The 12,871-nt window shown below is 70.1% G+C and carries 15 protein-coding genes; 8 read left to right on the top strand and 7 right to left on the bottom strand.

The genetic code is table 11. From position 1 onward, the window contains the following. Positions 1-73: 73 nt before the first annotated feature. The 3 genes from ACT541_RS09420 to ACT541_RS09410 form a co-directional block, all read right to left on the bottom strand. On the bottom strand, positions 74-601 hold the full coding sequence (locus ACT541_RS09420; protein ID WP_476136245.1) for a gamma carbonic anhydrase family protein: 528 nt from the start codon (positions 599-601) through the stop codon (positions 74-76). Positions 602-684: 83 nt separating this feature from the next. After that, the gene (locus ACT541_RS09415) at positions 685-2,070 is read right to left on the bottom strand and encodes a methyl-accepting chemotaxis protein (RefSeq protein ID WP_476136243.1); all 1,386 of its coding nucleotides are present in this window, start codon (positions 2,068-2,070) and stop codon (positions 685-687) included. A gap of 198 nt (positions 2,071-2,268) precedes the next feature. After that, a complete protein-coding gene (locus tag ACT541_RS09410; RefSeq protein WP_476136240.1) occupies positions 2,269-2,598 on the bottom strand; it encodes a DUF6949 family protein in 330 nt (109 codons plus the stop codon). Between the two features lie 139 nt (positions 2,599-2,737). On the opposite strand from ACT541_RS09410, the gene ACT541_RS09405 reads away from it, so the two are divergent. Further along, a complete protein-coding gene (locus tag ACT541_RS09405; RefSeq protein ID WP_476136238.1) occupies positions 2,738-3,403 on the top strand; it encodes a hypothetical protein in 666 nt (221 codons plus the stop codon). A gap of 20 nt (positions 3,404-3,423) precedes the next feature. On the opposite strand, the gene ACT541_RS09400 is transcribed toward ACT541_RS09405, so the two are convergent. Beyond that, positions 3,424-3,636, bottom strand: coding sequence for a DUF3126 family protein (locus tag ACT541_RS09400; protein WP_476136237.1), 213 nt, complete (start codon positions 3,634-3,636; stop codon positions 3,424-3,426). Positions 3,637-3,785: 149 nt separating this feature from the next. Beyond that, positions 3,786-4,604: a serine O-acetyltransferase gene (gene cysE, locus ACT541_RS09395; RefSeq protein ID WP_476136235.1), complete on the bottom strand. Its 819-nt coding sequence runs from the start codon at positions 4,602-4,604 to the stop codon at positions 3,786-3,788. A gap of 125 nt (positions 4,605-4,729) precedes the next feature. Between cysE and ACT541_RS09390 the strand changes: the two genes are divergently transcribed. Both ACT541_RS09390 and ACT541_RS09385 read left to right on the top strand, forming a co-directional pair. Then, complete coding sequence (locus tag ACT541_RS09390) at positions 4,730-5,551, top strand: enoyl-CoA hydratase (RefSeq protein WP_476136233.1); 822 nt, start codon at positions 4,730-4,732, stop codon at positions 5,549-5,551. Positions 5,552-5,739: 188 nt separating this feature from the next. Beyond that, a complete protein-coding gene (locus ACT541_RS09385; protein ID WP_476136231.1) occupies positions 5,740-7,503 on the top strand; it encodes an ABC transporter ATP-binding protein in 1,764 nt (587 codons plus the stop codon). A gap of 169 nt (positions 7,504-7,672) precedes the next feature. Here ACT541_RS09385 and ACT541_RS09380 read toward each other — a convergent pair whose 3' ends face one another. Then, entirely contained in the window at positions 7,673-8,440 is a 768-nt protein-coding gene (locus tag ACT541_RS09380) for an alpha/beta fold hydrolase (protein WP_476136229.1), read from the bottom strand. A gap of 209 nt (positions 8,441-8,649) precedes the next feature. Between ACT541_RS09380 and ACT541_RS09375 the strand changes: the two genes are divergently transcribed. From ACT541_RS09375 to ACT541_RS09355, 5 genes are all read left to right on the top strand, one after another. After that, entirely contained in the window at positions 8,650-8,901 is a 252-nt protein-coding gene (locus ACT541_RS09375) for a zinc-finger domain-containing protein (protein ID WP_476136227.1), read from the top strand. 84 nt (positions 8,902-8,985) lie between these two features. After that, positions 8,986-10,176, top strand: coding sequence for an FAD-dependent monooxygenase (locus ACT541_RS09370; RefSeq protein WP_476136226.1), 1,191 nt, complete (start codon positions 8,986-8,988; stop codon positions 10,174-10,176). Positions 10,177-10,357: 181 nt separating this feature from the next. Then, a complete protein-coding gene (locus ACT541_RS09365; RefSeq protein ID WP_476137511.1) occupies positions 10,358-11,080 on the top strand; it encodes a competence/damage-inducible protein A in 723 nt (240 codons plus the stop codon). 4 nt (positions 11,081-11,084) lie between these two features. Next, positions 11,085-11,588, top strand: a complete 504-nt coding sequence (gpt, locus tag ACT541_RS09360) for a xanthine phosphoribosyltransferase (protein ID WP_476136224.1) — start codon at positions 11,085-11,087, stop codon at positions 11,586-11,588. A gap of 71 nt (positions 11,589-11,659) precedes the next feature. Continuing rightward, on the top strand, positions 11,660-12,013 hold the full coding sequence (locus ACT541_RS09355) for a hypothetical protein (RefSeq protein ID WP_476136222.1): 354 nt from the start codon (positions 11,660-11,662) through the stop codon (positions 12,011-12,013). A gap of 92 nt (positions 12,014-12,105) precedes the next feature. On the opposite strand, the gene ACT541_RS09350 is transcribed toward ACT541_RS09355, so the two are convergent. Continuing rightward, complete coding sequence (locus ACT541_RS09350) at positions 12,106-12,828, bottom strand: nucleotide-binding protein (protein WP_476136221.1); 723 nt, start codon at positions 12,826-12,828, stop codon at positions 12,106-12,108. Positions 12,829-12,871 lie beyond the last annotated feature (43 nt).

Here is a 12,871-nt window from a genome sequence, read left to right as displayed (position 1 = left end):
TCCCCGTCCCCAGTCGATCGGGTCCGCAACGAACGGGCCGGCATCTCCCCGATGCCGGCCCGATTCGTATGTCTCACGCCTTCTCGAGCCCCGCGGCGAAACGGGCGGCGTTGCGCACGTAGCCCTCGGCCGACTTGCCGATCCGCGCCACCGCCTCGGCGTCGAGTGTACGGATCGCCTTGGCCGGCGCGCCGACGATCAGCGAATTGTCGGGATATTCCTTGCCCTCGGTGATCAGCGCCCCGGCGCCGACCAGCGAGTTGGCGCCGATCCTGGCGCCGTTGAGGATGGTCGCGCCCATGCCGATCAGCGTGTTGTCGCCGATGGTGCAGCCGTGCAGCGTCACCCGGTGGCCGATGGTGCAGTTCGCGCCGATGACCAGCGGATAGCCCATGTCGGTGTGCAGCACCGACTGGTCCTGGACGTTGGAGCCCTCGCCGATCTCGATCCACTCGTTGTCGCCGCGCAGCACCGCGCCGAACCAGACGCTCGCCCGCGACTTCAGCCGCACCCGACCGATCAGCTCGGACGACGGCGCCACCCAGGCCGTGCCGTCCGGCGCCAGTTCCGGGGTGATGCCGTCGAGCTTCCAAATCGTCATCTCACTCGCTCCTCGTCCGATCGCGACGGAGCGAGAGTGAGGCGCACGCGCGCCCCCCGCAAGCGGGAAAGACGGCGAAGCCGTCAGCGTCGGCGGGCGATCAGCCGGTCGAGTTCGGCGACGACGGCGCCCGAGGCCGCGTCCATCGCCGCATAGGCGGCGGCGGCTCCCTCGCGATCGCCGCGCAGCATCGCGTCGGCGACCCTGCGGCCGTTCTCGTGGACCGCCGCATGCGGTTTCTCCAGCGCGGCGAAGGCGGGGTGACGGCGGATGCTCTCGTCGACGACGGAGGCATACCACTTGCCGAGCCGGCACTCGCGGTGATCGCCGAGTTCGGTCGGCTTCAGCGTCTTGATGCCGACCATCACTTCCGCCAGCCGCTTCTTCCACAGGAAGTGGTCGGCCTTGGCGCGGTAGAGCACCATGTCGGGGATGTTGAAGCCGTCGGTCAGCTCGAACTGCTCGATCACCGTGCCCTCGCAATGGCCGATCGAGCGGTTGACGCCGTCGGCGTGGCCGCTCGCCTCGCGGGCGTGACGCTCGATGGCGTGGACGCCACCGGAGATCTCCTCGACCGCCGCCGACTGCTCGCCGAGCACCCCGGCGATGGCGTCCATCCGCCCGGCGCTCTCCGAGACCGAGCTGCGCAGCGCCTCGATGCGCTCGCGCGCCATGTCGGAGCGGCCGACGCTCTCGTCGACGAGACCGGCGACCTGCTCGATCGAGGCGGCGAGTTCGTGGACGTGCTCGTCGAGCCGGGCGATGCGCTGGCGGATGTCGTCGGTCGCCTTCTGGGTCTGGCCGGAGAGGTTCTTGACCTCCGAAGCGACGACTGCGAAGCCGCGCCCGGCTTCACCGGCGCGCGCCGCCTCGATGGTGGCGTTGAGGGCGAGGAGATTGGTCTGCTGCGCCAGCGCCTCGATCGTCGCCACGAAGGTCGAGATCTGGCCGGCGGCGGCGACCAGCTGTTCGGAGGCCGCGTTCATCCGGCCGAAACTGTCGCCGATCGAGCGCGAGGCGTCGGCCGCGGCCAGGCTCGCCGCGACGCCTTCCGACGAGGCGGCCGAGGCCTCGTGCATCGCCTGCGACACGGCGCCGGCATTGGCGGTGATCTGGCGGATCGACGCGGTCAGTTCCTCGACGCCGGCGGCCATCACGCTCGCCCGTTCGGCGGTGTCGCGCACCGATCCGGTGATCATGGCGGCGGCGGCCATCGCCTCGGAGGCGTTCATCGAATAGGCGACGGTGTTGGTCAGCATCGCGCCGTCGCGGGTGGCGACCGCCGCGTCGAGCATCCGCATCGCCTCGACCACCATCGGCGGCAACGTCACGGCGTCCGGCAGGGGCCGACGGGCGGCGACGGCGGCGAGCGCGGCCACGACCTCGGTCGGATCGATGCCGCGCGGGGTGTCCTCCCACGCCGGCTCGTTGCGAACGGGAGACTTGGTCATACGCGACAAGAGCGACATCTTATTCTGGTTTCCTTCCCCGGTGACGCGCGCCTTGATGGGCGAGACTGGTTGACGAATCGTTTCCAAATCGCCCGGAGATTTTAGTCGACTTTGTTTTTTGTCGCTCCGTCCCCGACGACGACGCGTCAGGCAAACGAAGAGAGCGGCCCGAGGGCCGCTCCGCATCGCATTCGAGATCGGAAATATTTGCAGGTCTCAGAGAAGACCGTTTCTCATGGCGAGCGCCAGCTGCACCACGACGATGCCCGAGCACAGGCTCCAGCCCGCCGCGATGGCCGTCGAGGCGACCAGCCAGCCGACCGGACGCTGCTCGATCATGCGGCCGCGAATGGCGTTGCGCATGATGATGAAGGGCCCGGTGAAGGCACACAGCACGATGTTGACCACGCCGCGCCAGAGGTTGCTCAACTCCACCGCGAAGCTGACCGGTCGATCGGTCACCAGGGTGTAGAACGAAGACAGGAGGCCGGCGGCGACGAAGCCGCAGGTGGTCGCATAGGCCGCGATCGCCAACTCGAACAACATGGTGCCTCGATACGCAGAGTTAACGCTTTATTAACGTCTACCACGCCCCTCTCGTTTCGTCGCCCCTCGTCTCGGGCTCGAGGCTCGCGACTTCGCATCAGGGTTAACTTGCGCACCGCCCGCCGGGACCGCTGCCGCGATGACGAGGACCACCTGGATCTCCGCCGCCGTCGCCGCCCTCCTCGCCGTGGGCCTCGCCCTGTGGCGCGCCGATCTCGGCCGCGAGACGACCGAGACCTCGCCCGAACCGATCGCCGTCACCGTCGCCGGCGTCACGCTGCACGTGCCGAAGAACGCCGTCCGCTTCCCCGCCCAGCGCCGCGCCGGCGTGCAGGAACGCCTCGACCTCGCGCTGCTGCCGCCGACCTGGACCGGCCGCACGGCCGCCGACGCCGAACGCTTCGACGCGCCCGCGGAGAGCTCCGACGTGGTCTGGGTGACGATCCGCCCGGCGGGCGAGACGCAGGATTCGGCCGAACGGCTGGCGACGGTCCATGCGCGCCTCTTCGTCGACGAGCCGCTCGCCGCCGATCCCGATCTCGGGCTCGTCGGACGCAAGTTGTCGCCGAAGGCCGGCTATGCGGGGGAGGAAGTGTGGTTCGAACCGGGCGCGGTGCGCCCCTTCGCGGTGCGCTGCTATCCGCTGGCGCCCGACGCGCCGCCGGTGACCTGCATCGGCGACGAGAAGCTCGGGCCGCTCCTGGTGGAGAAGCGGTTTGCGCGCGCGTCGCTGGGCCGCTGGCGCGAGATCCGCGACGGCCTCGCCGCCCGCCTCGCCGACTGGGGGCTCTCCCCCGATCGATGAGGCGCGACGGCGCCGTCGGATCAGCCTTCCAGGTCCATCTCGAGGATGGCCATCTGGAGGTTCCAGGAGATCTCGCCGTCTTCCTCGTCGCGATAGATCACCGCCACGAACTCGTCGCCGATGAAGACCTCGGCCGAGTCCTTCTTCTTCGGACGGGCGACGACCTTGATCGTGTCGAGTTCGAACTTGCCCCGAAGGTAGGTCTGCAGCTTGGCGAGTTCGGTCTTGTCCACGGTAGGGCTCCGATCGTGTTGGTGGGCCGCGCCCGACGCGGGCGGCGGCTCCGGGGGGCAGCTTTTGGCACGCGCCGCCGCCCCAGTCAAAGGGCTCCGCTGCCCGAAAGACGGGCGTCCGATCGCGAACGACGCGAGAGGCCGCCCGCTCAGTCGTCGGCGAGCATCTGATCCATCGCCCGCGCCGGCTCGGAGCAGGCGACCTCGCCGACCACGCGGGCCGGCACGCCGGCGACCGTGGTGCGCGGCGGCACCGGATGCAGCACCACCGAACCCGACGCGACCCGCGCGCAATGACCGACCACGATGTTGCCGAGCACCTTGGCGCCGGCGCCGAGCAGCACGCCGCGGCCGATCTTGGGGTGACGGTCGCCGGTCTCCTTGCCGGTGCCGCCGAGCGTCACGCCCTGGAGGATCGACACGTCGTCGTCGATCGTCGCCGTGGCGCCGATGACGATGCCGGTGGCGTGGTCGAAGAACAGGCCGCGGCCGAGCGGCACCTGCGGATGGATGTCGACCTGGAACACTTCCGACGACCGGCTCTGCAGATAGAGCGCGAACTCCTGCCGCCCCTTCGTCCACAGCCAGTGGGCGAGACGATGGGTCTGGATGGCGTGGAAGCCCTTGAAGTAGAGGATCGGCTCGATCAGCCGTTCGCAGGCCGGATCGCGGTCGAAGACCGCCTGCAGGTCGACACGGAAGATCTCGCCGATCTCGGGAGCATCGGCGAGCGCCTCCTCCCAGGTCTGGCGGATCAGCGCCTCCTTGACGGTCGGATGGCCGAGCCGTTCGGCGACGCGGTGGACGATCGCGTCCTCGAGCCGGGAATGGTTGAGCACCGTCTCCCAGGCGAAGCTCGCCAGAGCCGGTTCGCACGCCGCCATCGCTTCCGCCTCGGCGCGCACGCGCGTCCAGATCGGGTCGACGGAGGCGGCGCCCTGCGCCGGGATCATCTGGGTCTTGGCCATCACTTCGTCCTTCGGCGGGGGTCCGCGCGGGTCCCCGAACATAGTACTTCTCCCGTGAATATCCAATTGACGACGACGCGAGGCGGGCCGATAGCGGTCGTGCCCCTTTCCCGAGGAGACCCGCCATGACCGAGACCGCCCCCCTCCGCCAGCTGCCGTCGAGCGATGCCCGCATCCGCGTCGAGGTCGAGGGACCGATCGGCCGCATCGTCGTGGCCAACCCGGCGCGCCGCAACGCCGTCTCGCTCGACATGTGGAAGGCGATCCCCGGCGCGGTCGCGGCCCTGGTCGCCGACGAGGCGGTCCGGGTGATCGTGGTGCGCGGCGACGGCGACCTCGCCTTCGTCTCCGGCGCCGACATCTCCGAATTCGCCACCGTGCGGAAGGACGCGGCGTCGGCCCGCGCCTACGAGGCCTCGAACGCCGAGGCCTTCGCCGCGCTGCGCCATGCCGCGAAGCCGACCATCGCGATGATTCGCGGCTTCTGCCTCGGCGGCGGCATGGGGCTGGCGGTCGCCTGCGACCTCCGGATCGCCTCCGACGACGCCGTCTTCGGCATTCCCGCCGCCCGCCTCGGCGTCGGCTATCCGCCGGACTGTATCGCCGACGTCGTCGCCGCGGTCGGCCCGCAGCGCGCCAAGGAACTCTATTTCACCGCCCGCCGGCTGACCGCCGCCGAGGCACTGGCGATCGGCCTGGTCTCGGCGGTCCACCCGGTCGAGGCGTTGGAGAACGAGGCGACCGACCTCGCGACGACCATCGCCCGCAACGCGCCGCTGACCATCCGCGCCGCCAAGGCGGCGATCGACGCCGTGGTCGACGGCGCGCTCGCCGAACGCCGCGACAAGCTCGTCGCCCTGACCGACGCCTGCTTCGCCTCCGCCGACTTCGCCGAGGGCCGCACCGCCTTCCTCGACAAGCGCGAGGCGAAGTTCGAGGGCCGCTGAGCGGCGGACCGCCGCGCGGGCGCACCTTGACGCGACGTCGCCGCGCTTGCGTGATCTGTCGATTTTGTCCATTGAAGGCGCCTCGTCGTGTCGTTTCCTCACGACGCGACGAGGCGTGACACACGACACTGTGTCGATCGGAAACGACGACTGACGTCGCATCCACGATGCGTATCCCGGAGTTCAAGGTGTCCAAACCCACGATCGGCAGCGTCCTCAACGGCGAGACCGTCGAATTGATCCGGCGCCTCGCCGCCGATCAGGGCACGCGCCACCGCTGGTCCTACGCCTTCGCCTTCGTCTGCCTCGGCCTGATCGCCGTGACCACGGCGGCCTCGGCCTGGCTGATGCGCGACGTCGTCGACAAGATCTTCATGGAGAAGCAGGTCTGGGCGATCTGGATCCTGTCGGGCGCCGTCGTCGGCCTCTATCTGGTCAAGGGTTTCGCCACCTACGGCCAGATCGTGACGCTGTCGCGCATCGCCAATGCCGTCGTCGCCACCGTGCAGACGCGTCTGTTCGATCACCTGCTGCGCCAGTCGATGGCCGACTTCTCGAGCCAGCGCTCGGCCGAGGTCATCACCCGCCAGGGCTTCATCGCCAACTCCGCCGGCTCGGCGCTGAACCTCATCGTCACCTCCCTCGGGCGCGACCTGCTGTCGGTGATCGGTCTGGCGGTCGTCATGCTGATCCAGAACCCGCTGATGTCGCTCTCCGCCGTGGTGGTGATGCCCGGCGCGATCTGGGGCGTGCAGAAGCTCGTCCGCCGCGCCCGCACCATCATGCGCACGAGCTACAGCCAGTCCGTGGTGGTCACCGGCCTCAACCAGGAGACCGTCCACGGCATGAAGGTCGTCAAGGCCTTCGCCCTGGAAGACCACCAGCGCGCCCGCATGGGCGCCGCCGTCTCCGAGGTCCGCGCCCAGGCCGACAAGCTCGCCCGCGTCGCCGCCCGCACCGCGCCGCTGATGGACACGCTCGCCGGCTTCGCCGTCGCCGGCGTCATCCTCTACGGCGGCTGGCGCGTCATCGAGGCCGGCGAGACGCCCGGCACCTTCATGTCCTTCATCACCGCGCTGCTGCTCGCCTACGAGCCCGCCAAGCGGCTGGCGCGCATCCACGTCGACCTGTCGTCGCATCTGGTCGGCGTGAAGATGATGTACGACCTGCTCGCCGAGCCGACGCCCGAGGGCGAGGACGCCGATCGTCCGGCCCTGACCGTCACCGGCGGCCGCGTCGCCTTCGAGGACGTCTCCTTCGCCTATCGCCCCGACGAACCCGTGCTCCGCGGCCTGACGCTCGTCGCCGAAGCCGGCAGGACCACCGCGCTGGTCGGCCGTTCCGGCGGTGGCAAGTCGACCACCCTGTCGCTGCTGCTGCGCTTCTGGGACCCGACCGCCGGCCGCATCATCGTCGACGGCACCGACATCGCCACCGTCTCGCGCCGGTCGCTGCGCGGCGCCATCGCCTACGTCGGCCAGGACGTCTTCCTGTTCGAGGGCACGATCGGCGAGAACATCGCCCTCGGCCGCCCCGGCGCCACCACCGCCGACGTCGAGGCGGCGGCACGCGCCGCCTATGCCCACGATTTCGTCATGGCCTTCCCCGACGGCTACGCGACGCAGGTCGGCGAGAACGGCACCCAGCTCTCCGGCGGCCAGCGCCAGCGCATCGCCATCGCCCGCGCCATCCTCAAGGACGCGCCGATCCTGCTGCTCGACGAAGCCACCGCCGCGCTCGACACCGAGAGCGAACGCGCCATCCAGAAGGCGCTCGAGGACCTGTCGAAGGGCCGCACCACGCTGGTCATCGCCCATCGCCTGCAGACCATCGAGAAAGCCGACGCGATCTGTGTCGTCGAGGGCGGCCGGGTGGTCGAACGCGGCACCCACGACGAGCTGATCGCCGCCGCCGGCCGCTACGCCGCGCTCCACCGCGCCCACTTCGTCTGAGCCCTCGTCGGCTTCATGTCGAGGTGCTCGCGCCGGCGAGCCTCGAAACACGAAGCCTCGACGGGCCGTGCCACTCGGCCCTTCGCCCTTCGAGGCCCGACTGCGTCGGGCACCTCAGGATGAAGGGCCTCCGCATCGGGGATGCGCGACGTCGACGTTCGGACGCTTCTCAGCCCCGGTCGACCGCGGCGAGGAAGGCGAGGACGCCCTGCTTGTAGACCTTGTCGCCGACCGCCAGCATGTGGTCGCGATCCGGGATCGGCAGGTACTCCGCCCCCGGGATCAGCTCCGCCAGCGCCTCGGGCGAGCCGGCGACGTCGTCGCGCGTACCGACCGCGATCAGCACCGGCAGATCGAGCGCCATCAGCCCCGTCTTCTCGACCGGCTGGCGCGAGCCGCGCATGCAGGCGGCGAGCGCCAGGAGATCCGACCCGGTCTGCTTGGCGAAGGCGCGATAGGCGCGCGCCTTCGGGCTCGTCACGTCGGCGTCGTTCTCCGCCTCCAGCGCCTCGGCGATCGAGGTCTGGCCCTTCAGGCCCTCGACCATGGCGTAGGCGAGGCCGCCGAAGATCGCCGAGCGCAGCCGCTCGGGATGACGCACGGCGAGATGGCCGGTGATCCACGCCCCCATCGAGTAGCCCATGACATGGGCCCTTTCGATGCCGAGATGGTCCATCAGCCGGCGGACGTCCTCCGCCATGTGGGTGCCGGTGCCGTAGACCTCCGGGTCGTGCGGCCCTTCCGAGGCGCCGTGGGCGCGGTTGTCGATCGAGACGACGCGGTAGCCCGCCCCGGTCAGCGTGTCGACCCAGCCGGTCGACACCCAGTTGACCCGGGTGTTGGAGGCGAAACCGTGGACCAGCACGATCGGCGTCGCCTCGGCCGGACCGGTATCGAGATAGGCGATGCGGACGCCGTCGGACGAGAAGGACTGCATGGGCGGCACCGATCGGGCGGGGGAACGGGAGAGAGGCACGAGCTTCATGGGGTGCGAAGCTAACCGCCCCGGCCGGCGGCGAAAAGCCCCGATCGCCCGCGACGACGTGTGCCGCCCTCGAGGGCGCATATGCTCCTCATTTCCCACTACCCACGGCGCCGCGCGGTGGGTATGGTGCCGGCCTTCGGAAGAGAGCACGAGGATATTCCATGGCGGACGCCGCGGTTCCCCATTTCGCCAACGACGGTGGCATCGACAAGATCCGAATCGGTGCGCGCGAGTTCATGTGCGTCGGCGCCGAGCCGCCGTTCGACCACCCGCACGTCTATCTCGACATGGGTGGCGACGCCGAGAAACTCTGCCCGTGGTGCGGCACGCTCTACGTCTGGGACGAGAGCCTGAAGCCGACCCAGGCAGTGCCCGCCGAAGCCGAGTGGCACCCCGCCGCCGCCGCCGAATGACGCGGACGGGACGCCGCTTCGCGGCCCCCGCCACCGATCCGCAGGCCTCGCGCCCGCGGGATCGGAAGGAGAATCGGTGACACCATGTCTCGCCATGCGCTCATCGTGGCCGGAGGCGGCATCGGCGGTTTGACCGCCGCGCTCGCGTTGGCACGCGACGGTCATCGCGTGACCGTGCTCGAGCAGGCCACCGAACTCGCCGAGGTCGGGGCCGGCATCCAGCTCTCGCCCAACGCCTCGCGCATCCTGATCGATCTCGGCCTCGGCGACGCCCTCGGCCGATACGCGGTGACGCCCGACGACATCCGCATCTTCTCGACCCGCGCCGGCGGCGAGGTCGGCCGCACGCCGCTGGGCGACATTCCCTTCGAGCGCTGGGGCGCGCCCTTCTGGGTGATCCATCGCGCCGACCTGCTCGGCGTCCTCGCCGATGCCACGCGCCGCACGCCCGGCATCGAACTGGTGCTCGGCGCCCGCCTGCGCGACGTCTCCGCCGAGCCCGGCGAGATCTCGGTCCACGCCACCGTCGACGGCGAGGCCCGCGACTTCCGCGCCGACGGCCTGATCGGCGCCGACGGCGTGCGTTCGCGCGTCCGCGTCGGCGTGCGCGGCGGCCCGCCCGCCCGCTACACCGGCCGCACCGCCTATCGCGCCACCCTGCCGATCGACGCCGTGCCGGAAGAGGTCCGCCGCTCGACCGGCCTGTGGTTCTCGACCCGCGCCCACATCGTCCACTACCCGATCCGCGCCGGCCGCGAATGGAACATCGTGGCGATCGTCGAGGACGCCTGGCACGACGAGAGCTGGTCGGTGCCCGCCGACCGCCAGGAGGTCGCCCGCGTCTTCGGCCTCGCCAAGGACCGCTGGCCGCCGCTCGCCCGCAAGCTGCTGGCGACCCCCGCCAACTGGACCAAGTGGGCGCTCTGCGGCTTCGACGGCAATTTCGAATGGACGTCCGGCGCCGTGACGCTGCTCGGCGATGCGGCGCATGCCACCCTGCCCTTCGCCGCCCAGGGCGGCGGCATGGCGATCGAGGATGCCGAGGTGCTCGCCCGTGCGCTCGCCGGCGCGCCCAACGTCGCCGCCGCCTTCCGCGCCTACGAGTCGATCCGCAAGCCGCGCACCCGCGCCATCGTCGACCGGGCGGTGAAGAACGGCCGCATCTACCACATGCCCGACGGCCTCGCCTTCTTCCGCGACACCGCGCTGCGCCTCGGCCTCGGCGCCCGGCTGATCGATCGGATGGCCTGGATCTACGGCTGGCGACCCTCCTGAGGCCCGTCGCGGGCGCATCTGCGGTGGGCATCTCGGCGCCGCGCCTTGAGAGGGCGGCGGCTTCGCGCTATCGAAGCGGAAAGCGGCGAGCCCGAGACGGGAGAAGCGCGACACCGTGAGCGACATCGACACCTCCCCCGCCCCCACCTCCGGCGCCTCCGATCGCATCGTCACCGCCGCCATGCTGGTGATCGGCGACGAGATCCTGTCCGGCCGCACCAAGGACCGCAACGTCGGCTTTCTCGCCGACCGGCTGACCGAGATCGGCATCGATCTGCGCGAGGTCCGCATCGTCCCCGACGAGGAGGCGATGATCGTCGAGGCGGTGCGCGCGCTGTCGGCGCGCTGGAACCTCGTCTTCACCTCCGGCGGCATCGGCCCGACCCACGACGACATCACCGCGGATGCCGTCGCCGCCGCCTTCGAGGTCGCCATCGACCACGACCCGCGCGCCGTCGCCATCCTCGAGCAGCGTTCGCGCGAACGCGGCTTCGTCGTCAACGAGGCACGCCTGCGCATGGCGCGCATGCCGGCGGGCTCGACCCTGATCGAGGTCGACAACGGCATGCCGGGCTTCGTCATCGGCAACGTCCACGTCATGGCGGGCGTGCCGTCCGTCTTCGAGGCGATGGTCGGCGCCGTCGTCTCGCGCCTTTCCGGCGGCCGCCCGATGCTGTCGGAGAGCGTCGACGCCGGTGTCGGCGAAGGCCTCATCGCCACTCCGCTCGGCGCCATCCAGAAGGCGCACCCCTCGACGGTCATCGGCTCGTACCCCTACGAGCGCGACGGCCGCTTCGCCACCAACGTCGTCGTCCGTTCGCGTGACCCGGAGGCGCTCGCCGCCGCCGTCGCCGCCGTCGAGGCGATGCTCGCCGACGTCCGTTCCACCTCACCTCGGAGATGAACCCATGTCGGGTCCGCAGCCGAAAGTCTTCCCCGTTTCCTGGGACCAGTTCCACCGCGACGCCCGCGCCCTGACGTGGCGCCTCAGCGGATCGGGTCCGTTCTCGGCGATCGTCGCCATCACCCGCGGCGGCCTCGTGCCGGCGGCGATCGTCGCGCGCGAGCTCGACATCCGCCTGATCGAGACGATCTGCGTGGCGAGCTACCACGACTACACGACGCAGGGCGAGCTCAAGGTGATGAAGGGCGTCGCCGAGGACCTGACCGCCAAGGCCGGCGGCAACGGCAAGGGCATCCTGATCGTCGACGACCTCGTCGACACCGGCAAGACCGCCCGCGTGGTGCGCGAGATGCTGCCGGAGGCGCATTTCGCCACCGTCTACGCCAAACCGCAGGGCCGCCCTCTGGTCGACACTTTCATCACGGAAGTGTCGCAGGACACTTGGATCTATTTCCCCTGGGACATGGGCCTCACCTTCCAGCCCCCGATTCGCGAGGGCGGTGCCTGAGGCTCCGCTCTCCTCGATCGCAGCGGCGCACCCGAAAGCGCCCCTACCCCGACAACGAAAGGCGACAGCCCGTGAACGATCACACCAACGACAACGACAACGCCGACATGGAAAGCTGGGACGACGAGCAGGAAGCCCATGCCGAGGCCATCCGCGAGATGGTCCTCGACTATCTCGACGAGAACGACGTCGACGAGGGCACCGCCGTCTTCGGCCTGATCGAGATCGCGCTGTCGATCGCCATGTCGGGCTACGTCATGTCGACCGAGAAGCCCTCGGCCGGCGGCCTGCAGATGGAACTCGACCGTCTCGCCAAGGACATTTCCGACCTCGTCCGCGAGGCCAAGAAGTCGGCCAAGACCTTCGTCGAGGAGACGCTGGCCGCCCTCGAGGAAGCCGACGAGACCCCGCGCGGCGACGCCTGAGCGCCACCGCTCGCGTCGCCACCGGCGATGAAAAACAAGACCCCGGCGGATGTTCCGCCGGGGTCTTCATGTTTCGGTCGAGATCGTGGGTCTCAGAGGCCGAGGCGATCGAGCTGCGTCATGGCGAGCAGCAGCCAGCGGCGCACGTAGGCGCGCAGCGTGTAGGAGTTGGCGGCGTCGGAGCCGTCGGCGTTCTTGTTCTCGACGTAGTCGCGGAAGGTCGCCGAGGTGTCGTCGACGGCCTGATAGGCCATCGGGTCGAGCGGCGGGATCTCGATCTCGACACCGCCGCCGGCGAGGAACTCCTCGCGGGTGCGGCTGGCGTCCCAGCGCGCCATCGAGGCGCCCGAGGCGACGTTGCGCACCGCCACGTGGGTGGCGCCGGAGAAGCGCTTCAGCGTCTCGTCGATCTCGGCGACCGACTCGACCGACGAGCCGATCACGTGCAGGAAGACCAGCCGATAGGCACCCTCGCGCGCGTCGCGGAAGATGTGGAGATCTTCCATCAGCGTCAGCACGTCGAAGAAGGTGCCGGCGCGCAGGTCGAGCACCAGAACGGTGCCCTCGCGGGCCTCGGCGAGCGTGTCGAAGATGCGGGCCTGATCGGCGACCTTGGCGGTGTCCACCACCTCGGTGACCTTGGGATAGAAGCGGGCGAGCGAACCGGCCGGGAACTCGGCGTCGAAGGCGGCATGCTGGCGCTTGGTGTCGGCGAGCCAGTGGCAGAGCAACCGCGCCGTGGTGGTCTTGCCGACACCGCCCTTCTGCGCGGCGACGATCACCAGGGTCGGTTTGATCACGGGTTGCTTCGCCATGGCTTCATGTCCCTTCAGGCCGGTTGCCGGCTCCGCCCCCGCG

The sequence above is a fragment of the Pinisolibacter sp. DMC100 genome (assembly GCF_056313705.1).
Note: the sequence above shows the minus strand (reverse complement) of the source record. Positions and strands in the feature narration are given on the sequence as shown.